The sequence below is a fragment of the Cytobacillus sp. IB215665 genome (assembly GCF_033963835.1).
GTDB lineage: Bacteria > Bacillota > Bacilli > Bacillales > SM2101 > Nanhaiella.
This window is the reverse complement of sequence record NZ_JAXBME010000006.1, coordinates 65,516-91,390: the sequence shown is the minus strand read 5'-3', so window position 1 is coordinate 91,390 and position 25,875 is coordinate 65,516. Positions and strand designations below refer to the sequence as shown.

Here is a 25,875-nt window from a genome sequence, read left to right as displayed (position 1 = left end):
ATAAGTGACTAAATTGTCATATTAGAGTCACTGGAAAGTCATTGTAGACAGGTATATTTAAAGCCATAACATACACGGCAAATTAGGGGGAGGTTGAATTGTTTGATAAGGATTTAAAGTTAACTAATACGAAAGGTATACTAATTTTCCTTGTGGTATTTGGACATTTCTTAGAGTTGAATAAAGAACACTATCTTCAAACTTTTATTTTTATTTATGCGTTTCACATGCCACTTTTTGTGTTCATAAGTGGATTTTTAGCAAAAAGAATACAAATGAAGAAAGTTGTTAATCTCTTTATGCTGTATATCATTTTTCAGACATTATATTCACTGTTTTTCTACTTCGTTGGAGAGTACGAGACAATGAAGTTTAACTATGAGAAGCCAATATTTCACCTTTGGTATATCGTTAGTATATCTTTTTGGTATGTCTTAGCTGTAATTATAGCAAAGTTGAATCCAAACAATATTGGTAAACTAATTCTATTTACCCTCATACTTTTAATTAGTTTTTTTTCACGTCTATACACAGATCCCCTCGTGAATTTTACGATAGAATTATATCCTAATTTTTCTTCTTATACACTTAGTTATCAGCGTACGATTACATTTGCACCTTTTTTCTTTGCTGGGTTTTTTATGTCTAACAATGCGCTAAAGAAACTTTATATTAGCCTATCACCAAATATAGCAAAAGGTTTATTGCTACTATCAGCGATGGGTGTATTTCTTTTTATTGAATTTACACCTAACTTGGAATGGCTTTATAAAGGAAGTTATAGCACATCAAGTTTCTTGTCAGACAACGAAACCTATGTAACAAAAATACTATCACACTTTCTATTATCTACATGGCTTTCTATACTAATACTCATTGTGATTAATGGCAAAAAAAGTTTCCTTACAAAATGGGGCGACCATTCAATAGGAATCTACCTATTTCATCCAGTCTTCGTATTTATGTGGGAAAAAATTAACTTTATGAACGACTGGAATGTGGATACACAGTTTATCGTTAACCTTATGATTGCTTTAATAGTCACAACTTTCCTAAGCTCAAACTTTTTTACATCAAACTTCAGATTCTTAACTTCACCAGTGGAAACAATAAAACCATTATTAAAGGGTAGGTATGCCAAGGGATGGACATCCCTCTTTTTCAACAACAAGGAAGGATGATTTCATGTAATTGTGAATGATAATAGTACTAAATACAGGCTAGCATTAAGAATTGAAGAATAACATTCTAGTGTTTGAGTTTAAAAGAGATCATGACACCTTTTCTAACCTAGCATAGACTGACAATGACAACGATTATTGAAATCTTTTATGTTGAGGAAGGTATGTATTGTCGTTGACTATTTACTTCCAATACTTATATCAGTAATTCAAACTCTGTCATATTCATCATTTTATACATTTTTGTTAGAACGCAATGTGTCATTTGATCAAACACAAATAAGTTTTCCTAATGTCTCAAAACAAAAAGGGCTGTTTTTTCAGCCCTTAGTAATCTCAAAAGTTATTTTTTAAAAAACTTGTTAACTATGTCAACTTTACTTCAAGTAAATTCTTCATACTTTTAATAATCCCTATGTGTAGATTTTCATGGTTCATATGAAAAACAACCATATCTCCTAATGTTTCCATGCCTAAAAAAGATTCATGAAGTGGGTCATCAAGATGTCCCATACATGATCTTACAATTAGATCCGGTTGTTCCTCCAGTTTGTTAATGATCTCTTCGATCGACGGGGGATGTTCTGTCCAATTTTGTGGTTTACTACCTCTTGGGAACATTTGGTGATATGTAAGAGGCAATTGTCTCTTCTCATTGACAGCAGGAAACATCGTATGATCCCAACCAACTAAAATATGACCAGCATTCCAGCGGATGCTGTTATTATGACCGTGCGGAATTTCGTCAACAACTTCATCGGGAATTGTACGAAGTAGTTGAACAGTCCATTTACGCCACATTTTCATTTGTTCAAATAACTGATCTTCTCTCAAAGCTTCCCTCTCCTTCATTCTCCTCATACTTGTAAAACTATTATACGATCTAATAGTAACATAATATTCCAATTTTATGGGAATTCTTTGAAAACCTTTATTTGCACTTTATCAGTTTGGTTCTATCATTGGAGTCTATGAGTATCGGAATTTATTGTTAAAGAAAGCGATTGCTAAGAAAGTCATTTTGTCACGTATTTTGTTTCCATTAAATATAAATATTTGTTCTTCAGCTTACATGGAATTCTATGCGTATCATTTCTGCTCAAAAAGGCATTTCTTATGCGGTAAAAACACCTACTATCTTATTTTTCAATTACTAATTGGTTCTAACTTGTAATATGCGAAAACAAATATTTTGCATCCTTCATATTTTTTTAACTTTAAATGTAGAAGCCCTTTCAGAAGGTTGTAAAGTAGAAATTACGATGATAGGTCTTATCGACTCGACTTCGGTAACATTATATGGCATTGATGCTACTGTTTTAGCAGGTAATCATGTGCGTGAAATTTCTGCCACATGTATAAATTCTCCTGATAATGAGCCTTGTAGGTTAGAATATGGATTATCCATCGGTGATCCAAATACTAGAGTTGAATGATATCTAGGTTTTAAATTTTATGGGATATTCCAAAAAATAAAGTTAATAAACAAATTTTTCTTACTCACTTTTTTTAATGGTGTATATCTTGATAAGCCTTCCGGCTATGTTAAGTATTAAGTATGTGATCAATTTGGGACTAAAAGTGACATATCTACAATAGTTTATAGGGTATGTAATCGATGGATTTATAGAGAACTATCTTATGAAAATAATAATTTCAACCATAACAGGAGTCTTTCTCTACCTAGCATACTCTATGAAGGGCAATTCTGCACAATAGTGAGTAACCAAACAAAGTGAACGATTTAAAAACTCTATCAAATATGTTTTAAGACTTCAACGTAACTGCTTTCTTCCGTCTCACCACGGTAAAAACACTAACTTAGCAGATTAGAAGGATTGGATAAAAACATAGAACGATTTCCTAATAAGAGAATCGTTCTGTGTTTACAATTAAACAAACTAAGAACTAGATGATTTTCGAATAGATTACCATAGTTCCTGGAATAATAATTATCATAATACAAAAAAGTACAATTAGCACCTCTGTTGCATGTAAGGTCAGGAATCCAAAGGAACCTGTAGCAAGAAATAAAACTAATATTGATGCGAATAGAATAAAGTAGTTTATGGTCATTGATTTCCCGATTATCTCTTTTGCCCGTTCATCTTTAGGAAAAATATGAGGTGATAAATATGCTAGAAGAAACTGATTTATTCCCAATCCAAGTAACATTATTGCATCAGGAAATTCACCTTTTATTATGTCTTCATAGTTTAAATAGACACCCATTATAATCAACAAAAAGCCTAAACATAAATAGATGATTCGATAGTCTTTTGACTTTTTATTACTAGTCATACTTATTCCTCCTCATAAATAAAAATTTCTTCAATTTTGCAGTTAAAAACTCTTGATAGCTTGAAGGCTAAAGTAATTGAAGGATTGTATCGTCCTTTTTCTAGTGAAATAATCGTTTGTCTTGATACATCTAGTCGTTCTGCCAATTCATCTTGAGTAAAATTTTGTTTTGAACGCATATCCCTAATATTATTTTTCACAATATCCCCCACAATGTAAAGTGAACTTTACGTAAAGTTCACTTTACATTGAATTTAGATATAAGTCAAGCTAGCTTCACATTGTTATTAAGCTAATAGATGCTTATTTTGAAGAGGTATAGCCCTTTATTTCTCTCGTAGATGAGGGTATTCTCGGGTAAACTGGCCACCATATTTGATACCCTTAACTTGTGAAGTTTTGTTTTCATACTTTTGTTTCTTCGGTCTACCATCGAGTTAGAATAAAAGACTCATTGATAAAAAACATGTTGTACCTTTGGCTTCATAAACTTTATGATTACCCTCATGTTAATGGAAAATAAGAGAATGTGTAATTTGAGACTTAAAAACAAAATAATATAATAATTGATAATACGTTCATACTAACTAGCACATAAAGATTACAAACTTCTATTTTTAATTACATCCATTATGCTATCAACAATAAAATGGGTTTGTAATGCACCATCAATAACAACATCTGAGTATGGTTTCACAGTACTGATCATTTCTAAATAAGCTAATCTTCCATGCGATAGATAGTTATTTAAATCTTCATGTATATTCTCTACGGGATTATCTATGAAATCTCTTAATAATCTCCTAGCCATTGCAACATCTAGAGGAGTATCAATATAAATTGTAAGATCTATATAATCACGCATTTCACTATGTAAATAAGCAAATGGATAGTCAAGCAATAAATAATCAAGAGTATCAATCTTATTATTTATTAGCAACCTAATTTCATCTATTAGTGGGGTTAGATTCCATTCATTATAATCAGCCCCTTCATCCACCCATTTACATATATCTTTTGGGTACTCTTCAAATTCAAAGTCATCAAAATATAAAGCCTTTGAGCTCTTTAATTTATTCGTTAGTTGTTTCGTTACTGTAGTCTTCCCACCTCCAGAAACAGCAGCAATAGAAATTACTTTCGTCTTTTGTTTCAACATAAACCTCTCCCTTTAAAATTATTGACAGCACATAACATATTTGAAGTCATTCTAAGACGTTATGTGAAATTTGGTATCTAAGTTTCTACTTTATTTTCCATGAGTAATTAATAAAGAAATAGACTTATAATTCATTTTTTTATATCATATAGATAGAGGTCTTTTATTAAGATAAATACACAAAATCACAGGCACATACCCACTACTCAAATCAATTCAGTACATATACCTTTCTATGCGTCCTGTTCACCACCCATCATCTATTTGCTTAATGCTACTTTCAATTTTTATAATGTCTCACGCATTAACCTAATTTCATATTAAACTGATAAGTAATCCTCCTTCACCGTGTAGTAGACTTCCTATCTCGGACTCATACGACAACTTTGTTATCCTATCCAATATTCAAATAGGTCTCCCACCTTAGGTAACCCACACACTGATATAAACATAACGGGTTCGGTTCATGAAGAGATAAAAAATAACAGTAAAAAAATAAACAATATAATTCCTTAAAATATCCAGCAGTTTCTCTGACTAAATGATAATTTTGTTATGCGTAAGGATAGAAAATTAAATTAGCATAAGTTGTTATTTGATAAAAACTAATTAAAGGCCTTTATTCCAATATGCTCCTATAGCTTAGCAACGCAGTTAATACTTTTCGTTTTAAGTAGTTATACTGATTAACATTGTATCAGTAATTGCTTCTCTCTATTTGAAAGTAAATCCTTATACATGATGATTTCTATACATTAAAAAACTGTTAAATCGTAATTAAGTAATAATCCCACCCACCGGGCAGCTTGGTTTTTTCATACTTCTCCACCCAAAATATCATTTACTAATAATGCGGTTTTACACCACATTGTCCTATGTCAGGGTTGTCCATACTCCATTTCGAACTTGATTCAAAAGACCAGAACCTAACAGCACTTTCTTTATTTCCTCTACTTCTATCGTTTTTTCCTCCATTTAAACCCTCTTTTCTCAATAGATTAATTCAAACCAAAGGTTAAAAGTTAGCCTGCCCTTTAACTAAATACCAATTATTTCAAATGTTTATACAACCCTTTATTCGACAATCTTGCCAAAATGAAAAAGGAATATCGTTTTCAGATTGTCCACCTGATTGAAGAGTATCTGATGGAAAATTTGCATCTCCTTCTACGCTCCATCCTACTTTCCATCTAATTCGATTAACATAATTAATTTTATTTTCAAAGTATATTGTATTACGATGTATTTTTGGTTATAATATGAAATAAGATTAAAATTAAAAGGAGATTGATGACATGAATAAGGAAATTTTAAAAGGTAGTATAGACATCCTTATCCTATCAATTATTGCGAAACATGATACTTATGGTTATCAAATTGCAAAAAAAATAAAAGCAAACAGCAGCAATAGTTATGTAATTGGAGAAGGCACTCTATATCCAGCTTTAAAAAGGCTTGAAAAAAAGAATTTCATTAGTTCATATTGGGGGGAATCCGATTCAGCTGGTAGAAGAAAATACTACAAACTAACTGATGATGGCAGAACAGAACTTTCAAAAAAAATTGCCGATTGGAAAGAAGCCAACGATTTAATTAATTTAAGCACGGAGGGATTAAATTGAGTGAACTGACACAATATGTGAACACGCTTTTAAATGAAATAGATTGTCCAACTGAAGATAAGGAAGATATTAGAGATGAAATGATTGATCACCTATCGCTTTTAAAAAGAGATTATTTAGTAAAAGGTTACTCAGATAAAGAAGCTGTTCAACAATCAATTCATGATTTTGGAAAAGAGCAATACATTGGGAAGCAAATGAATAAGGCTATTTCGTCGTCGAATGCAACAATTGATACTGTAATAAAAACTACTACTTCTAAATTTCAAATTGATAACTTAAAATTAAGAAAATGGTGGCTTGTAAGTATCTTTGTACAGCTACTCTTATTCGTTAGTTATTTGTTAGCGGAGTGGGGCATATTATTTTCTTCGCCACTTATAGATAGGGCTGCCAATCATCAATTTTATGATTGGTTTACTTCACCATATTATAAATTGATTCCTAGCATAATTTATGGCAGTGTTATAGTCATGTTAATTGCAGGATATATTAAACAAAACAAACTTTTTATGACACTAGGACTACCATTTTATTGTGCAATATTAGTTTTACAATGTAGCATTTGGTGGGTTCCCTTTGATTCACCTACATTATTTGATATTATTTTTCAATTGTTACTTACAATTACAATATTCATAATTTCCATCACTTTGCTTAGATCATATATCTCAAACTTTAAAAAAACTAGTAATAACTAAATAGCTACTACATAGAAATTAAAATAGTAATGAATCCTGCTCTTTTTGGAGCTTTAATTTTTCAACTAAACCATCGTATAACGATATATTTTATCAAACTAATATTAGCTATATAGCTACTACAAATTTATATTTACATTAATAAACCGTGCTCTTTTTAGAGCTTTAATTTTTAAGTTATACCATCGTATAACGATATATTTTATTAAACTAATATTAGCTATATAGCTGCTACAAATTTATATTTACATTAATAAACCGTGCTCTTTTTGGAGCTTTAATTTTTAAGTTATACCATCGTATAACGATATATTTTAAAAAAAGGTAGGTATATATAATGATAAATTGGATATTAAAACAAAAAATACTCGTCTCAGTAAGTTTAATTCTTATTATTTCTCTTGGACTATTTACATTCCCAAAAATGAAACTTGAGTTATTGCCAGTCATTAATTTTAGCAGTGCTACTATCGATATTTATGGTGAAAATCTAAATTCAGTTGAACTTGAAAAAGAAGTTACAAACCGAGTTGAAGCTGAATTAGATGGTATTGATGGAATCTTATCTTTCTCATCTACAACAAGAGATAACCAAGCACAAATCAATATTGAAATGGAAGAGGGAAAAGGAGATCAAATTTACCCAAAAATCGAAAGGTTAGCTAATGATACTCAGTCAACTTTAGATAATATTATTGTTAGATCTAGACAAGATTCTACTGTATATCAATATGATTTATGGATAGATATATACGGTAAAGATAAAGAAGAGCTATCAAATTTTGTAAAACAAACATTAGAACCTCGCTTCATGACACTACCAGAGGTAAAAGCAATGAAAGTAACTGGCATGGTAGATAAAGAGATGATTATTTCTTTTGATCATGAAAAGCTTAAAGAACACAATATCTCATTACAACAGCTTCAAGGAACAATTACAAACTATTTAGAAGGACAAAACATAGGAAAGATAGCTACTGATTCTGATAATATAACTATACGCTGGGAACCGGCTCAATCGAGTATAACCAATTTAAAATCAATTTTACTGCCAACTCAAAATGGTAACGTAACATTAGATGAAGTAAGCAATGTATATATTCAGTCAAGTGGGAATCCCACTATTACTTCAAAAACAGGGAATAACAATTATTTAATGATAAGAGTCGGTCGCCATGATGAATATTCCGAAATAGACCTGACAAATGCTGTTGAAAAAGAAATTAAAGCACTTAAAGATGAAGGAACAATTAATGGGTTTGAATTAAATATCCTCACGTCTAATGCTAATTTTATGAATATGGCATTAAACGGTGTTCAGCAGAACATTTTACTTGGAGGATTTCTTTCCTTAATTATACTTCTTGTATTCTTACGAAATATAAGAGCAACTTTAATTGCTGGAACATCCATTATCTTTAGTGTCCTATTAACAATTTCCACAATGTATTTCTTTGGCTTTTCTTTTAATTTGTTAACTTTAATCGGTTTAGGTCTTTCCATTGGTATGATGGTTGACTCTACAATTGTTCTGTTAGAGTCTATCTATAAAAAGTATCAAGATGGTCTTGCACCAATAAAGGCAGTTATTAAAGGAACACGTGATGTGGTAAGTCCAATTATTGCTTCAATGTCAACAACACTTATCGTCTTTTTACCAACATTTATGTTAAATGATGAAATAGGTACTTATATAAAAGTATTGGCTATGGTTATGATTGTATCTATCTTAAGTTCTGTAGTAATTGCATTTTTAGCAATACCTTCCCTAGCAAATATTTTTATCAAGAATGTCGTTGTGAAAGATAATATTAGATCTAAATGGTTTCATATTACTTACACAAAAACAATGCACTGGATATTACTGAAAAAGAGAAGAATTGCATCAGCTTTAATTGCATTTATTATTTTGTTTGGTAGTTCTATTGCTCTACTACCGACAATACCTTTTGGATTAATGCCGGATATACATCATAGACAAGCAGAGGCTACCATATTATTTGAGACAGGCACAGAGTTCAAAGATAAGGAATCAGTACAGAATTATATTCAAAACGAATTAAATAACGTGAATGAAATAGTAAACTATTCATTAGTGGAAGTTGCACCTGACCTTTTGTGGTTACTAGTAAACATGACACCAATAGAAGAATCTAAACGAACTCAAAAAGAAATAAATAATGAAATTCAAGGAATAATGGATCCACTAGTTGAACGTGAATATATTACATTTGTAAGTGGTGTAAATAGTAATGGAAGTTCACCTATTTCACTGCTAGTAACAGGAAGTGACTATAAAGAAATAGAAAATATCTCAAAAAACGTAATAGACTCACTGAAAAAAATCGATGGAATTACAAGTGTTAATTCTGATTTACAAAGACAATCCAATGACCATGAAGTCATTTACAATAAATCATTACTAAATAAACATAACATTACAGAACAAGAAGTTAATTTACAATTGCAACAATCCTTAGTAAATATACCAATTGGAAGTTGGACGTCATCGAATGAGGAATTTAAAATTCGTCTCAAAAATCAAGAAGATTTTAAAGATATATCTAGTATCGAAAATTTACCGATTAATGTTCAAGGTGGGTCAATTCAATTAAAGAATGTAGCTCAAGTTTCAAGAGTCACATCCCCTATTGAAATTCAACATTATGAAGGAGAACGCCTAATCAAAATTTTTGGAAATGTCACTGATAGAGACATGGGATCTATTCTAGATGATGTGGAAACGATGATTGATGATCTTGATTTACCAAATGGTTACACTGTACAATTGTCCGGAAAATTGAAAGATCAAGCTACAACATATTATGAATTAATCTTTGTCTTAGTTCTTTCCTTATTTCTTGTCTACGGGGTAATGGCTCTTCAGTTTAATAGCTTGGCTAAACCTATTCTGGTCATGTCCATTATTCCATTTACATTAATTGGAGTAATTATTGGTCTTGCCGTAACAGGCAATGAGTTAAATGCATTATCATCTATTGGGGTTATTATTTTAATTGGAATTGTGGTAAATAACGCTATATTGTTAATTGATCAATTTATTCAAATTCGTAAAGAAGGAAATATGAGCTTAAAAGACAGTGTAGCATTATCTGGTAGCCAAAGACTTCGTCCTATCTTAATGACGACATTTACAACAATAGGTGGTATGCTTCCATTAGTTTTCGACAGTGGTATAGGTAGTAATTTTCAATCTCCTTTAGCGACTGTTATTTCATTCGGCCTACTCTTTTCAACTTTGATAACATTAATTATAATACCGATTTTGCTATATATAGTCGAGCATTTAACCAAGAAACTTAAACGTAATAAGCTTACGATGAATAAAACTAGGGAAAACAATTATTTGTAAGCGTTACAAACAACAATAAGATTTGTCAAGGTAGGGGGCATTTTACCCCCTACCTCTAAATCATAAACAGGGAAAGAGCCAACTTTTGTGTGTTAGTCCTTCGCTAACACTGCAAGCATCGCATTGGTATTTAACCAGATTACCTAAATGACCGTAATCTCCACCTTAATGCTGACATGAATTTGATTTATCTACGACAATTTAAAAGGCTAATAAATAACAAAACATTGATTTAATTCATTTTCTTTAGCTGCTTCAATCACACTTTACATCTTGACTTTCCTTTATATATTATTTGCGTTCGCTACAAGGGATTATGCCACCATATGGCCCTTTCAATGAAGAAAAACGCTCTTCGAGGAAGGTGCCATTATATAATGCCTCTCTGTTCATAGCACTCTTCTTTATATAAACACTACTATTTAAATTAGTTGTTGTTTATTAATACCCCTAAGTCTAAGTCCTTACCTTCCTCATTTCATCAGATAGCTACTATTAAGTAGGTTATTAATATATTCTAATAATGCATTTTTCTCCTCCATAGGAAGCCTTTCTACTAATCGAGCTGCTGCAACTGGAAGAAACCACTGTTCAACTTGCTCTATTGTCATATTTGACTTGTGAAGATAACGATTTATGTATTCGTCTAATAATGTACACCGCATACTGTTAAAACTTTCTCTAATTCTATTGGGTATACTGTCTGGTATAATCCCAAATTTAAGAATTAATATAGTGCGAGCTGCATCAGCTGCCTGATTTCCTCTCATAGCAGTCATCCAATCAATAATTACTAGTCCATTTGATGAAGTGAGGACATTGCCAGGATGAAAGTCACCATGGCAAAGGAAATTATCATCAGGAAGTGTGTGTAAATAATTTATTATTTGATCTTTCATTATATTTGACAATATGTTTGATTGTTGAATATTTCGCGCATATATCAACTTTTGAGAGGGAGCTTCTTCAGAAATTATTGTTTTATGTATGTCAACATGTAGATCGCTAATAGTTTTGGCAGCTTCTTTAACCAATGAAGGATTGGATAAGACTTGATCAAGTAATGAAGGACCTTCTATATATTCATACACAATTCCATAAAGATTGTCGATTTGAATAATTTTAAATACTTTTGGAATAGATAACTTTGTAGTTTGTATAATACGACTCATTGTAAACTCTCGTTCAATCATTTCAAGCGGAATATCGTCCTTAAACAGCTTTATAACTTGGTTGTCTCCTAGAGAATATATATCAGCAGTGTTTCCTTGTCCAATAAGTTTGCCTTTAAACATCCAATCTACCTCATTATCATTTCTAAAATTTGTTTACTACTGACTTTCCTAATTTGGTTGATTTTCTACAATCGTTACAATAAAATATTACTGTTTTTTTGTTAACTGGTTAGTAATTATAAAATACCTAAGAATAGATTAAATTTGAAAAATCACCCAATTTCTAGTTTTTTCCTATATATACCCAATAAAGAATCATAAAATAAACGATAATAATTATCGTAAAATTATTTATCTATCCCTTTGCAACATTGAAATCCACCTAACATTAATTCTCTATTAAATATATAGTTTCCTCTTTAAAGTTTGCAGTAATCACAATGTGCATTATTGGTAAAAAGAATACAAATAACATAGCATTTATTTCTCACCTGCTAAATTCATATAACCCCGTTATATTATGAAACGGGGTCAAAAAATAGTTATATCATTTTATGAGTGAGCTTCTTCACTATCTGTGAAATATCATAATCACGTTAATCAAAAATGTGTTAATCCAAGATAGCACCTGTTTATAAAATGATTTCCAAAATAAAATATTGGTTGTTGGACATATTCAATTTAAATTGAATTGCCATAGTTTCTATTTTTACCGACAATTTCATTCGATAGATATATATCCATATAAATATGTGCTATTACTCCTGCAGCAAGTATGTATTTACTTTGTTCTACTTTTCTACTAGCCTTCTTTAACATACCTTACAAAAAATTCCAACCACATTGCGACGCATACTGAAGTATTAGTTAAAATTGATTTATCCATTTTTCCATGCGGATATCATTCCACATTTTTCCTTGAAAATAGGTAAAATCTTTAATACGACCGATTTCATTGTAGCCAAGCTTCTGATACAACTTCAGTGCCTGATTATTAAATTCAAATACTCCTAATTCAATACGTCTAAGGCCTTCCTCTCTAATTTTATCCTCTAAAAACCTTATCGCTTTAAAACCAATCCCTTTACCACGCCCTTCGGATTCACCTATTGTAATCCCTATCCAAGCAGTTCCTGACTCTTTTTTGTACAGGTGGCCCGGATCGACCATGTAGTTCATTTCGCCGATTAGAAGATCATCCTGATATATCAGGTAGATATGTTCGTGTTCTAACCGTTGAATTAAGTTTTCTACTGATATACTTTTCTGGCATTCTAATTCTGACTTGTTTTGATTAGGGCGAGTCAATGGAACTAAAGTAGGATCGTTTTCCCACCGATTCAACACTTCTACTAGACTATTATTAGGTTCTGTTAACTTGATGAAATTAGTTTTCACTAGCACACCTCTATTTCTATACACTATTGTAGTATCAATTATATCAAATTTAAAATAAGACATTCAAAATTTTTGTTTTTAATATTCAGACACTTCATTTTTTCATAAAACTATATCTTAATAATACTGCAGAACAAGGTTATAATATTTTTTAAAACTTATTTACATATAGTTTATTGTTATTAGTATTAATAAATGTAGTGATGTTGAAGGTTTCATCTCATAAATAATAAAATTCGACTTTAGAAAAATAAAACTACCTCCCCTTTTTTTATTGAGAGCAGGTAGCGTAAGGTTTCAATTGTTTCGAATTAATAGGTCAGTTTATATATCAAACCTATTATTATACTTTATTCATTGTTAATAGAGATATAGATTTAATTCATTGTAATTTTTCGAATCATTTTTTTCTTGCATTATTATAAGACCTGTTTCTTTTTAATCGCTTTGTATATAGCTAGGATAAGAGCAACACCTAGTAGCACAATGGTTGAATAATGTACATACGGATCTAGAACTGGTACACCAAATAAATTATACGCATGAAACTCACTTGTGAATTCTGGAACCGAAAGAAAGTTTATAAAGCTATACTGCTGCACAAGCTTCCATAATTCTATATTTAACGGAGCGACTGGTAACGAAAAGATTGTCGCGCTAATGATGAATGAAACTAGTGTATTTTTAGACAAAGCTGACACGATTAGTACGAAAGCCATAAAAATCAATGCTACTAGAAACATTACAACCAAGTGTATAATGATGTAACTTAATCCAGTTAGATGATAAGGTGATAAAGCATACCCTTCGGAGAAGAAAGTTCCAAGCAACTGTATAGGTAAATCCCAACCATTAATACCATACATATACGTATTTAATAATATGCTAAGTGTAGACAAGCCTACCGTTACGATCGATACATAAATTATAGAAGCTAATATTTTTGCTGTAACACCAGTTCGGCGCCCATATCTTGAACTATAAATGAGCTGATCCATTCTTGTAGAGCTTTCATTCACAAAAATAGATGATAAGCCTATTAAAATGGTGATACCTAACATAATAGGAAGGAACAGTTTAAAAGTCGAAATAGTACTTCTGGCTCCGTCAGCATACTCAAAAATACCAACATTCAACTTATCTATCATTTTCTTTTCAAGTGAGGCATTTTTATAAGACGCATCATTCTCGTCTACAGATTTCAAGGGCCTATCTAGTCCATTGCTATTGTCCTCAATATCATCAACAAACCTTTTAGTACCAGCTATTTGATCTACTATAAAGAACTCAGCAGCTTCTCCAGGATATAAACCTAGCTCGTTCATTGGATCTATTTTTTCATCATCCCATATTTCTGGATTACCATTCCATACTTTTTCATATTTTTCATATATAGATCTCCTTACATCTTGAGCCTTCTTAACTTTTTCTTCCGTTAACTCTCCCTCCCATTTTTCTAAAACAGGTTCCATCTCACCTTTGAGGTCAGCTACTTGATACCCTTGCGCTGGAAAAGGGATAATAACTTCGCTTATTACGATTCTAGCAGTTAGAAGAGCTGTTACAAGTAACAGTGCGAACCATACACTCTTTTGCCTAAATATTTTAAATAGTTCTAATTTCACTAATTGCTTCATTGTGCGACCTCCTGATCAAAATAGTATAGATATAGATCCTCTAAGTTTGGTGATGCTTCAATGGCTCTGTCATCAGGCTTGCTTTCAGAAATAATTCTAAGGGCTACTTTATTTTGATTACTAATTATATTGCTCACCTTATACTTATTTTGAAAACCTATTACTTCATGCTCTGATACATTAACCGTCCAAATAAATCCTCTTATGTTCTCTAGCAGTTCTTCAGGCTTATCCTTTTGAATGAGCTGACCAGCTTTAAACACTATAATTTCTTTAGCGATAAATTCAATATCTGAAACGATGTGTGTAGATAAAAGAACGATTCGCTCTTTTGAAATAGAAGACAATAGATTACGAAATCTAATACGTTCCTTCGGATCGAGTCCAGCCGTTGGTTCATCAACGACTAACACCTTTGGATCATTTAATAATGCTTGGGCAATTCCTAGCCTTTGCTTCATCCCGCCAGAAAACTTCCCGACTTTTCTCTTCTTATGTTCAGATAAGTTTACAACCTCTAACAATTCATCAATTTTTTTCTTTGCAGCTTGTTGTTCAATTCCTTTAATTGCTGAGATATACATTAAATATTTTTCAGCGGAGAAGTTTTTATATAAGCCAATGTCTTGTGGTAAATAACCGAGATTATCTCGATACTCATCACCCAACACTTCAACATCTTTTCCATCAAATAAAATACGCCCAGAAGTTGGATTAATCAATGTTACAAGCATCCTCATTAATGTCGTTTTACCTGCACCATTTGCACCTAAAAATCCGTAAACACCTGCTGTTAATTCGAATGATACATCATTTACTGCCAGTTTATCTCCAAACTGTTTCGTCACATTTTCAATTGTTAAATTCAACAAAACCACCTCTTTTATTTTTTCAATTTGTTTATTAAACAAAGAATTTATTATAAAAATAGCATGTATATAAAAAATGGTAGGCTAATATATATCTATAACTCATGCAAGAATCAATATCGTATTTAATCAAAATGTTGTTGATTTTTGGACTCCATATTTCCTCACATCTTTTGTAATCGTCTCAACCACCCTTTCACCTTTGCTATATTTAGTCCCTTTACAAAATCACTCTTAATTTGTGGTACAGCTTAAATATACTTATCTAAAATGACTTTCCAGTGACTCTAAAATGACAATTTAGTCATATAAGTTAATATGGTTATACAATTTGTTAGCTAAACTTATTCATTTGCATTCTCGTTGCACTTATAATGATTTAGTCATTTAGGATGCAATAAAATTAATTGACATGAAATAACTGATAACGTTTTTCAATAATTGTTAAAATAGGAGACGAGACGGATGACTATATGAAGAAAAAACAAAAGAAGGAACTGGAGTTCGCTTGTAACATCATCAAGGTAGTAATAAAGCACACCATCACAAAAAAGCTTAACTGAGCAAGATTATTTGTTCCGTTAAGCCTGAACTAAAGTACGTAAAAAAATAGCGTTGAAGTTTAATAAGGTGTTATATATTAAATCTTTATTCACTGTTTGTTTCTATGTACAGGGTTTTATCTATTAAAATGACTTGAGAAAATTTGTGGTTTTCGTGTTAGTCATATTTCTTTTATTAAGAACTAGCTACATAATTGATAAATATTATAATTCTTTCGATTTTCCTTCCCTCATAAAAGGAGTGGCGTTACTTTTCATTGCCAATCGTATTACCAACACTGTCTCGAAGGAATTAAAAAAGGCTACAAGAAAGAGGTGTCCTTCTTATGAAAGATTTCATATCTTAAAAAATAACAGAGCAATTTGGATGCTTATGAGAAAATAATAGGAAGTATGATGTTGGCTTGAGAGATGATTAATGGAGCTACCTCATTCTTATGTATCAAAAAAAAAAGGAAAACGCTATTCGCCAAGAGCGTTTTCCAAAAAGAGATGTATATGAGATCCAACTCTAGGAATTGAATTCCTGATATCATTGTACCAAAATAATGATTATTGTGATTTCAGCTTCTGAAGCGATTTTAAGAGATTACCATACTAAATTCTGTTGAATACTCCCTATTTTAACATTAGATATAAATATATTTATTTAAAGAAATAACTAACTAGAAGGACATTTGTCATGATAGGAGCTCATTACTTATACTAAATCCTTTACTTTTAAAAAGGATTGATCTAACTGTGGATTTTTTAACACAAAAAGAGGCTCATATAATAATCTGTATGAAATAGAAATAGACCACACTATTGTTACTTTTTATAAATGATCTACTTAAATGGATAGTTTTATAAAATGTATGGATTAATATCAAGTCCAGTTCTAAAACTGTTCATCATCAACCTAGTGTTGCTATGTGAAGAATCAAAATACACTAATAATAGCTAACTCTGTAGTACCACTCTTTATGTTATAGAATTACCTCACGTCGCACCCACTTACTCCCAAGAGTCAAGCATTTGCTCATGCTCCCTTCGACTACTAAAACATTCTGAGATCTTATCTAGCCCTATATAGTTACAATTAAAATGCAATTCTAAGATAATAATAGAACGATTGAGCAAATAAGTAATGTAAACGTTTCATCGGAAAAATATTGTGATTTATTAAATTTTACAATTATTCCAAAATAACCTAAGGTAAAATATAACAACTTCAATTACGGTTGTAATTTAAAAACTTTAGGAGGGCTAATGTTGAAAGCTAGTATTATGAAAACAAGTATGTTAGCAACAGTTATTTTTTTAATTTCTAACCTTGTAATACACCACTCCTTCGCAGAATCAACAACTCGAGAAATTCATATTGACTTATCAACCTCTTTAAAAGAAGAACCATCAGAAATCGTACTAAGCTGGGAAAGTAAGACGTTAGATATAGATCACTACAATGTATATTCAAGTGCTAACTCGGAGTTCAAACCAGGTGATGATGGCACACTCCTCGCAGAAGTTTCGTCAGCAACTGATTTCATTGACTCGGATGGCATTTATGCTAATGAAACTAAATATTATTATGTGACAGCAGTAGATGAATATGGCAATGAATTGGCATTATCTAATATAGAATCAATTATTGCTGATGATTATACTGATTACGGATATGAAGATATTCGTTGGAGTAGATCTAACCCGAATGCTGGAGCTATATGGTTAAATCAAGAGTTTATTTCTGATTATGTAATCATTCACTATACAATAAATGGTCAACAATATGATGAACACATGAAGCATACTAGTAACGGCTCATGGATGATGGAATTTGATGACCTTCGAGCTGTAGAAGACTTCAGCTTCACCTATCAAATACTAGGGTTTCAATATGACTCGAAATAATTAAATGTTAACTAGAGATCGAGTTTTCCTTTTCTCGATCTCTTTTAATCGGCTCGACATAATTAAAATTCTGATGTTAACTCCCTTCTTCTCCTAGCTTTCCACAACTTACAAACGCTTCTACTACACAGACATATTTATATCCCCATTTCAAATAGATCAAGCCTTCACTGTACATTAACTACACCCAAGAGTTAAATAGCATACTAGTTTTATAATCGTAAAATATTCATTGAAGATCTATCATGTGGAAATTGGAAAATTCTATTTATAGGTTTGGCTTTGGAGCGTTATTATTTGCTTTAAACTCTATATTCAACAGGAAAATAAGGTTTTTACATGATTAAACTAACTTATTAATCGTAGAGAATAATGCAAAATATAGACATATATATTCTGAGAGTTTTAAAACTATATAGACATCGGTATTTATTAAACTATAGTTGAAGATAGAAAAAAGCAATACTAATTAGTATTTTGGACTATGTAATTTACGTATAAACAAAGAGATGTGATAAAAGACAATTGATGAAACAACGCAGAAGAAAATTAATGGCACATAGTTTACAATGTAGATAACTGAAATAAATAAAAAGATTATATTCCCAACTAAACCCCCGGCTAACGTATATAGCCCCATATTATAAAGGTAATTATCTACTGTAGACCTAATTAATTTTATTTCATTCATTTTTTCAATAAAGATAGATACTGGAACTCCAATGACTATCAACAACGGAGTTACGAAAATCAGGTAAAGACTCACTAAACCTGAAAAAGAAGTGTAACTTGAATTTGAAAACCTTTCTAATTGTGGAGTATAACTATAGATTGCTAGAATTAAACTTATTACAATCGCAGAAATAAATGATACTAAGGTTTTATGTAACATACTCATCCCTCCATTAGAATTTTCGAAAGAGGTTGTTTCATGTTAAACTCCTTATTAATGTACATAAAACGAAGCTCTTTTCGTCTGCTTAGTTGCAATTGTTACCATAAAAGGACAAGGCTATATTAAAGCCCCCTAGCTAAAGTAGGAATGACTTGCTTAATTTATACGTGTTTATATTTTAATAAAACAGCAATAAATCAATACAAAACAGCTTGATACCAATATTCATAAAGATAAGGTTATAAAAATTATTAAAAGTTTGACTTTGTCCATTTTTTATTAGCAAATGGTGGAGCAAGCCATTCAATACCTTTACTCGCTGCTTTGTACACTGTTTCCCAAGAAGAGCTGTTTCTCCCTTTTAAATATACTTCATGATGAGGAGCTTGGTCATGTTCTCCAGAAAGTTTGTAGTTTCCATTACTATAAAATTCACCCTCTAATTCATAGTTTATATCAAGAGAAGCAACTAAAGGATTACCAACAGCGTGATCTACATCAAATTTTATTTTAGCTGAATCTAGATCAACATTAATTAATACTATTCCATCTTCAGATGCTGTATCACTATTAAGCAGTTTTTTATTAGCATCGTACCCATGAGTTGTACCAACATCTCTATCTAACATTACTGATTCAGACGCTGAACAAAAACAAATATTTACATATGTTCTTGTTCTGTAACTTAAACTAGTAGCATTATACCCCCTATTATCACCAGAAAACCATTTGTATTTTGAAAGCCCGTTTGGATTCTTAACCCATTCATCTTTAAGGAACGTCGTATATCTTATTTCCCATCGCTTAGTCAAGTCTTGAACCATGACATCTTCACTTTCTCCAACTATGTGATTTCTCATAGCACCAACATATTTACTTATTTCAAATTCTTCTATATACAATTCTTCTTTTTGTTCGTTCTGAAGCCTATCGTTATTTATATCTTTGTCTATTTTATCTCTTTTATCTTTTTTGACTTTTCTTGTGCCAACAATTTTATATGTATATTCTTCATCTAAGGTAATTTTATGATCTGTAAATTCACTTTTCATTACTGTAGTAAGATGTTCATCATTTCTAAATATTTCATAGCTTGTGATGTATTCAATATCATCCCAATCAATAGTGACATATGAATTTTTTCCGATTGTTGTTACAACCATATCTCCCAATGAATCATCTATATTTTTATCAGTCGCTTCTGTAGAAGTTTGTATTTTTACAACATCCAATATTTTTCCTTTGGTATCTAAAGCTTCTATTATATATGTATATATATATCCAGGTTTTAAGTCAGTATCAATAATTTTATTATCACTTCCAGTATGTAATCTCTCCCCATCTCTGTAAATATTATTAACATGTTCAGCGTCATCCCAATTTATAGTAATTGAATTTACTGATTCAATAATACTCTCAACCTTTATAATATTATTAGACTTTTCTTGAGCTAGTATGTTTTCTTCTGAATATGTAAGAGTTGGAAAAAAAACTAAAGCTGCAACAAATGCTATAATTTTTTCCATGTGCTATACCTCCATGTTAATTAGGAATCTCATCAAAGAATAAAAAGCACCCGTATATGAGTGCTTTGAACTAAAGGAAGAAAACGAATGTAAATCATTATATAAAAAAGGATTGTAACGATCGTAGTAAATATATTTTGTGTTGAATGCATGTCAACTATACATTTATTTACACAACAAATTGATCAATGTGCTGTGTAAATATGAAGCCTCTTTGGTCTCTTCAGTAAAATGACATTTTTTATGTACATCATTTTTAGAAACATTTTTGTGGCGTTTATCTAAGAAGAAACCAATTTTTAGCATGAGTAACCAATAGTAATAGCATTCATCAAGTCCCCACTATGTTATTCTTATATTATTGAATTAACCAAGTAACGTAAATATTATTTCCTCAAATAAACGTAATTAAGTAGGAGAGTTGAAAAATGGAGGTTTCACATGACTAAAGAATTTTTCAATAAACAAACTGAATCCCAATTAACAGTATTAAGTGATATCAGTTCAATTTCTGAGACACTTAAAATAGAATTTTGGCTACGTGGGGGATGGGCAATTGATTTTCTTCTCGGAAAGGTTACTAGACCTCATGATGATATTGATATAGTAACTTGGATACACGATCGAGAAAGATTAGAAAATGAACTTAAAAAAGCAGGCTATGAACAAACTCCAGTTAGACAAGAGTTTCGTAATAGGCAGTCTGATTTCAAGAAGGATAGTGTAGAGGTTACATTTAGTTACATAACTCATTCCGAAAATAGAAAACTTATTATGAACGAATTACCTGAATGGGTATGGCGAGCAGACTCTTTGTCATCCCAAAGGTTTATGTTGCATGGAATATCTGCAAAAGTTCTTAATCCCAGACAACTCTTAGAAGAAAAAGAAGTTTACACACGAATAGGTCGCACGCCTAGATTAAAGGACGAAGAAAGCAAAAAAATTTTGCACAAAATAATAAGTAAAAGTTAAGCTAAAAAGTGCAACTACAGGGGAATATACAAGAACATTCGGTTATCTTTACTTTCGCTAAGAAATTCCCCACTCCATTATCGAGTGGGGGTGATTATCATGACAGTGTAAAATTTAGCTGGCGTATTCAATAACAAATAGGGTTGGCTCCAGTCCTTCAACAACCACAAGAATCCCTGTGGATCCTAAAGTTATCTTATTTCTATGGCACAGCTTTTCTTATTTTCTTCAATTAGTAATAAAAGTTAATACTGTAAGTTATTATCCTATCATTTAGAATAAAGAGATACGTACTTATTATAAAAATAGAACTAGTCGGTCTATATGCATTGCACCCAAAACCCATAATTCTTAGTATAATGCTAATAATACTAAAAATCATATTTCACTTTTCTCAAGGATTTACGTATTTTCTAGATGTTCACGAAAATTTCTATTATATTTTTATTATCGTAAAAAAGGTTAATTATTTTCATTAATTAGTTCAAATTCTTCTTCAAACTGATCCCATTTTACATTAACTTGTATTATTTCATTCTCCTGAACTTTTGCACCACCTTTTGAAGAGCTAGATGAAGTAAAGATTTTCTCAGTTGGTGGCTCAGTAAACGTTCTTCTACTATTATGTCCTCCCGAAGATGTTTTATAGCTATACTCTAGGGTCTTTATTTGTGAAATCTCATTAGTTTCTCCAATATACTCCAACATAAACTCTTCATTATCTTCATGATCATACGTAAGCTGTCCCTTTTCATCTCCCCAAATTTGTGTACCAGCTGTAATAAATGTAGCTTTCCAATATTCCCCTTCGCCTCTAAATGTGTATTCATATGTTATAATTTCTTCTTTAGAACAGGATGTTAATACTACTAACATCATTATTAATGTCATACTTATCTTTTTCAAATTTATTCCCCTCTTTTTAATCGTTAATGTAAATTATCGTCTCCTGTATTTTTTCTTACTTATGCAAGGTATTGTTCAGTATATATTTGCTGAGAATTCGAAGCATTTTTTATTCCCTCTTCTGGTTCCATTCTTATATTCTTTTTCTTAACCCTATAATCAATAATAAAACCTAAACAAAGTAACCCGCCAAATATACTTGTGGCAAATAACCATAAAGGCATCATTTCAACTCCTACCCTGTTTTCGTCTAATGTTACAATACAATACTGATCCGTCATTTGTTAATGAAATAGCTTATTATATATGTAATACGCATAAGGGCATGTAAAAGTTGCAAAAATGGGCATATATTATAGTGGTAATAAGTATTTTGAAAAAGAGCTACTCAACAAAATGTTCAGCCCTGTTACGATAGGATGATTTCTAACAAATTTATCAAACTTATAGTCTTTTAACACTTAAGCACTGTGTTATTACAATAGTACAATTTAACCTTACTATCAAAATTTCAATTTAGATTTTAACAGGTTAAACATTGACTAAGAGACATAAACATAAACATAAATTCCAGTGTTGTTTACTCATTATTTACTGCCTACTTTGCATAATTTATATATTATCATACATAACAAAAGGTGATACCTTAATGAAGGTCTCACCTCGTTGCTCATTTATATTACATAATAAGTTGGTATGTGCCCTGTTATTTCTATGGCCATCTTACTGATCTGTTGGCTGAACTCCATAGATTTCAACCCACCATTTTTCTGCCTCCACTAACCAATTTGGATCGTAAAGCAAATCTCTTGATTCCTCCATAAGTTTTAAGGAAGCATTTATATTAAGCACCTCATCCTTAATTTCTTCCGTCGTTTTACCTTCTACCTCTATGCCATAAAAATTAGCATAGGACAAGAATTTTTCAGGAGCCTCGAATTTTTTCAAATCACTCTCATCGTACAATTGTCCAAATGTCTTTCCTTCAGTATCAATCTTCTTGCTTTCTATTTCATTATACAACATCGCCCATGGATCCATTCGAATGATTGAAGCTTCTTTTCTCTTAAGCTCTTGTATGACTTCAGCAGTAACATCAGGATTCTCAATTTCAAATAACTGTTCCAAAATCACTTCATTTGAGTATTTATTAAAAATTTCATTATCTACTAATACGGATTCCCCAGTGAAGCTTGTTACTTTGGTCGTCCCATTTTCATTATAATGAATACTAAAACCACCGTAAAATTCACCAAACTTAAAATCTTCATATTGAATATTATCGATCTCTGTAATGTTTTTTGCTTTTGTTATCGATTCTTGCGATAATACTTCAACTAGCTTAGAATTTGATTTCTCATAAGCAGCGAATACATCACTGTTAAGTGCTGTGAGCCCTCCTCCTAGTAATAATGCTGATAATGACGCAGTTGCGATAAATTTCTTGGTATTTTTCATTTAAAAAACTTCCTTTCTTGATGCTGGAATGCATCTAAATATTTGCTACACCTTAAATATACTTAGCTAAAATGACTTTCTAGTGACTGTAAAATAACAATTTAGTCACTTAAGCTTATATTTTATAAATTATTAGTTTTAAGTAGCGTTAGTAGAATGCCCTCAAACAAAAAAATTCCCACTCACCGAAAGTAAAGACACTGAAGTTAGAAAAATTAGCTTTATTGAGAATCAGCCTACAACAAAATTCATTTTATTTGGTTATTTAAAAACAAAGGATTATACAGTATTTCTGAAGAATAGATAAATAGTAAAAATCTAACAAAGACTTACGAAGGGGGGAAAACGTGGCTTTCAATGATACTTTTAGATTTGGTTCTCACGCAATAATATTTAATTCGGAAGGTAATGTTCTCCTATTAAAGCGACATAGGGGAATAAAGGGTGGAGCTTACCAGGCGGGAGTGTTGAACCCGGAGAAACGCGTCATTTCGTGAATGTAGCGAAGAACTTGGAGTAGATGTTGAAGATGCTGTATTAACAAGAGTTTATTACCATAGTATAATAAATACCCAGGCTGCAATATTCCGTTGTTCTATTCTACAGAATGCTAAGATTATGCTCAGCTCTGAGCATAAATGGTTTCCTTTATCGGAGTTAAGCGAGATTCAAACTATACGAGTTACAGACTCTTTGAATTTTCAAGGACATGTAGCTAGTCGTGCATTTTAACAATTAAGACTTTTTAGCCCTATCCATTTGTAGGTCTTTCTTAAGTAAAGTTATATATTGTGAATAAATTTATGTCCTTCTATTAGTTAATAATTGAGTCTAGTCACTCCACTTCTTTGGCATGACTTTTTTCCCATTGTCAATAGTATGTACTTTTTTCATCTCTCTTTATAAATGACACTGTTCATTTGTTCAAAGTACTGGTTATGCCGCGCAGATTTAACTACATGGCTCTGTCATTCCCTCACAATTTATACTTACAACCAAATTTTTCACCACTCATTACCATCACATCTATCTTCGTTACATTTAGAAATGAAATTTCTTGTTAATGTTTCTAGTTGATAAATCTAATGTTATTTGCTGTACAATGCCGTTTGAAGTGAAATTAATAGCAACAACTCCCATATTACTCGGTTCTCCATCTTCACTTAAAACGACATTACCGTGCAAGCTACTAAGCGCTGTTCAAAAAAAAATCGCAGGAATTGTTCACCTACGATTTTGAATATAATATACTTGCTAGATTTTATTACTTATTAGTTCATATTAGTTCCATTTTAAGCACATGGCTACAGCAATAGCTTCACTGCGTCATAGTTTTAAAATCGTTTATCAAGTATAAATAATATTGTAAGTAGGTTTAATAATTCCATTAGAATACTGTTTCATATCCACCAATTCTAATTTAAAACATGGCTTAATGTTACCGAACAATGAAATTCCTTCACCGACTATAATAGGATTTATCTTTAGTACTAATTGATCAATGAGTTTATGTTTAATCAATGATCCTGCTAATTCTCCGCCACCACATAGCCAGATTTTGCAGTTCTCTTGCTGCTTGAGATCCTTGATAAAGTCAATAGAATTTCCTTTGATAAGTTCTACTTCCTCATTGGATTCAAACTGCAAAGAGCTTGAAAAAATGTAATGTTTTATGCCCTTATAGCTAGGTTCACCCGGTTTATGACCAAATTTAAATCCAAATTCATATGTTTTTCCACCCATCAATAATGAATCAAATTGTTGAATATCTGTTAGAAAATCAGGGACATGATCTCCTTCAAATAAAAAGAGAGTTTCCTCAAGATTCCCCGTTAACATCCCTTGATCAGCAATAAAGTTATCTAATGACACTGCAACATGATAAATTACTTCAGCCATTTTGTCATACCTCCAAAAGTATAAATTTTCTTCTAGATCAACGGCCATACTCACTAAAGTTTTCAGTTCATGTGGTTTCTTGAAAGCCCCAATGTCAAACTACTTAGAACACTTTTTACGGTCTTCTAAAAAATCTTATTCAACAACTTTGCTCTTAATAACAATTCTTTTAACTATTATCAGTTGAAGCTATACTGTTATTTAATTATATAGCTATAAAAATAGCGCATATCCTCATTTCAGATATGCGTCATTTCGAAACAATTTTGCTTGGCCATCAGCACAAAAAGCCTTCTCTTTAGTTATTGTGTTTTAAATATTTCAGACTCTTTTCGTAAACTATG

20 protein-coding genes are annotated in these 25,875 nt (G+C 31.3%); 7 read left to right on the top strand and 13 right to left on the bottom strand.

Annotated elements, in window-relative coordinates; all coding sequences use genetic code 11:
* The first annotated feature begins 98 nt into the window (after positions 1-98).
* Entirely contained in the window at positions 99-1,181 is a 1,083-nt protein-coding gene (locus tag SLH52_RS10275; RefSeq protein WP_320209188.1) for an acyltransferase family protein, read from the top strand.
* 366 nt (positions 1,182-1,547) lie between these two features.
* Here the strand turns inward: SLH52_RS10275 and SLH52_RS10270 are convergent, their stop codons facing one another.
* Positions 1,548-2,015 carry a DinB family protein gene (locus tag SLH52_RS10270; protein WP_320209187.1) on the bottom strand — a complete coding sequence of 156 codons (468 nt, stop codon included), beginning with the start codon at positions 2,013-2,015 and terminating at the stop codon, positions 1,548-1,550.
* A gap of 341 nt (positions 2,016-2,356) precedes the next feature.
* Between SLH52_RS10270 and SLH52_RS10265 the strand changes: the two genes are divergently transcribed.
* A complete protein-coding gene (locus tag SLH52_RS10265; protein WP_320209186.1) occupies positions 2,357-2,617 on the top strand; it encodes a hypothetical protein in 261 nt (86 codons plus the stop codon).
* 472 nt (positions 2,618-3,089) lie between these two features.
* Here the strand turns inward: SLH52_RS10265 and SLH52_RS10260 are convergent, their stop codons facing one another.
* The 3 genes from SLH52_RS10260 to SLH52_RS10250 form a co-directional block, all read right to left on the bottom strand.
* Positions 3,090-3,482, bottom strand: coding sequence for a hypothetical protein (locus SLH52_RS10260; protein WP_320209185.1), 393 nt, complete (start codon positions 3,480-3,482; stop codon positions 3,090-3,092).
* A gap of 2 nt (positions 3,483-3,484) precedes the next feature.
* Positions 3,485-3,682 carry a helix-turn-helix transcriptional regulator gene (locus SLH52_RS10255; protein WP_320209184.1) on the bottom strand — a complete coding sequence of 66 codons (198 nt, stop codon included), beginning with the start codon at positions 3,680-3,682 and terminating at the stop codon, positions 3,485-3,487.
* Between the two features lie 401 nt (positions 3,683-4,083).
* Positions 4,084-4,641, bottom strand: a complete 558-nt coding sequence (locus SLH52_RS10250; RefSeq protein WP_320209183.1) for a hypothetical protein — start codon at positions 4,639-4,641, stop codon at positions 4,084-4,086.
* 1,295 nt (positions 4,642-5,936) lie between these two features.
* On the opposite strand from SLH52_RS10250, the gene SLH52_RS10245 reads away from it, so the two are divergent.
* From SLH52_RS10245 to SLH52_RS10235, 3 genes are all read left to right on the top strand, one after another.
* Positions 5,937-6,263 carry a PadR family transcriptional regulator gene (locus SLH52_RS10245; RefSeq protein WP_320209182.1) on the top strand — a complete coding sequence of 109 codons (327 nt, stop codon included), beginning with the start codon at positions 5,937-5,939 and terminating at the stop codon, positions 6,261-6,263.
* On the top strand, positions 6,260-6,964 hold the full coding sequence (locus tag SLH52_RS10240; protein WP_320209181.1) for a permease prefix domain 1-containing protein: 705 nt from the start codon (positions 6,260-6,262) through the stop codon (positions 6,962-6,964). The genes SLH52_RS10245 and SLH52_RS10240 overlap by 4 nt, the downstream gene beginning before the upstream one ends.
* A gap of 337 nt (positions 6,965-7,301) precedes the next feature.
* On the top strand, positions 7,302-10,337 hold the full coding sequence (locus SLH52_RS10235) for an efflux RND transporter permease subunit (protein WP_320209180.1): 3,036 nt from the start codon (positions 7,302-7,304) through the stop codon (positions 10,335-10,337).
* A 473-nt stretch (positions 10,338-10,810) separates the two neighbouring features.
* On the opposite strand, the gene SLH52_RS10230 is transcribed toward SLH52_RS10235, so the two are convergent.
* From SLH52_RS10230 to SLH52_RS10215, 4 genes are all read right to left on the bottom strand, one after another.
* Positions 10,811-11,632 carry an aminoglycoside phosphotransferase family protein gene (locus SLH52_RS10230; RefSeq protein ID WP_320209179.1) on the bottom strand — a complete coding sequence of 274 codons (822 nt, stop codon included), beginning with the start codon at positions 11,630-11,632 and terminating at the stop codon, positions 10,811-10,813.
* Positions 11,633-12,379: 747 nt separating this feature from the next.
* Positions 12,380-12,910 carry a GNAT family N-acetyltransferase gene (locus SLH52_RS10225; protein WP_320209178.1) on the bottom strand — a complete coding sequence of 177 codons (531 nt, stop codon included), beginning with the start codon at positions 12,908-12,910 and terminating at the stop codon, positions 12,380-12,382.
* A gap of 419 nt (positions 12,911-13,329) precedes the next feature.
* The gene (locus SLH52_RS10220) at positions 13,330-14,547 is read right to left on the bottom strand and encodes a hypothetical protein (RefSeq protein WP_320209177.1); all 1,218 of its coding nucleotides are present in this window, start codon (positions 14,545-14,547) and stop codon (positions 13,330-13,332) included.
* The gene (locus SLH52_RS10215; protein ID WP_320209296.1) at positions 14,544-15,425 is read right to left on the bottom strand and encodes an ABC transporter ATP-binding protein; all 882 of its coding nucleotides are present in this window, start codon (positions 15,423-15,425) and stop codon (positions 14,544-14,546) included. The genes SLH52_RS10220 and SLH52_RS10215 overlap by 4 nt, the downstream gene beginning before the upstream one ends.
* A gap of 1,808 nt (positions 15,426-17,233) precedes the next feature.
* On the opposite strand from SLH52_RS10215, the gene SLH52_RS10210 reads away from it, so the two are divergent.
* Positions 17,234-17,872: a hypothetical protein gene (locus SLH52_RS10210; protein WP_320209176.1), complete on the top strand. Its 639-nt coding sequence runs from the start codon at positions 17,234-17,236 to the stop codon at positions 17,870-17,872.
* A 1,146-nt stretch (positions 17,873-19,018) separates the two neighbouring features.
* Here SLH52_RS10210 and SLH52_RS10205 read toward each other — a convergent pair.
* A complete protein-coding gene (locus SLH52_RS10205; protein ID WP_320209175.1) occupies positions 19,019-20,293 on the bottom strand; it encodes a hypothetical protein in 1,275 nt (424 codons plus the stop codon).
* 441 nt (positions 20,294-20,734) lie between these two features.
* On the opposite strand from SLH52_RS10205, the gene SLH52_RS10200 reads away from it, so the two are divergent.
* A complete protein-coding gene (locus SLH52_RS10200; RefSeq protein WP_320209174.1) occupies positions 20,735-21,268 on the top strand; it encodes a nucleotidyltransferase domain-containing protein in 534 nt (177 codons plus the stop codon).
* A 462-nt stretch (positions 21,269-21,730) separates the two neighbouring features.
* Here SLH52_RS10200 and SLH52_RS10195 read toward each other — a convergent pair whose 3' ends face one another.
* The 4 genes from SLH52_RS10195 to SLH52_RS10180 form a co-directional block, all read right to left on the bottom strand.
* Positions 21,731-22,174 carry a hypothetical protein gene (locus SLH52_RS10195; RefSeq protein ID WP_320209173.1) on the bottom strand — a complete coding sequence of 148 codons (444 nt, stop codon included), beginning with the start codon at positions 22,172-22,174 and terminating at the stop codon, positions 21,731-21,733.
* A gap of 59 nt (positions 22,175-22,233) precedes the next feature.
* The gene (locus tag SLH52_RS10190; protein ID WP_320209172.1) at positions 22,234-22,398 is read right to left on the bottom strand and encodes a hypothetical protein; all 165 of its coding nucleotides are present in this window, start codon (positions 22,396-22,398) and stop codon (positions 22,234-22,236) included.
* A gap of 499 nt (positions 22,399-22,897) precedes the next feature.
* Positions 22,898-23,632: a hypothetical protein gene (locus SLH52_RS10185; RefSeq protein WP_320209171.1), complete on the bottom strand. Its 735-nt coding sequence runs from the start codon at positions 23,630-23,632 to the stop codon at positions 22,898-22,900.
* Positions 23,633-24,979: 1,347 nt separating this feature from the next.
* The gene (locus SLH52_RS10180; protein WP_320209170.1) at positions 24,980-25,531 is read right to left on the bottom strand and encodes a dihydrofolate reductase family protein; all 552 of its coding nucleotides are present in this window, start codon (positions 25,529-25,531) and stop codon (positions 24,980-24,982) included.
* Positions 25,532-25,875 lie beyond the last annotated feature (344 nt).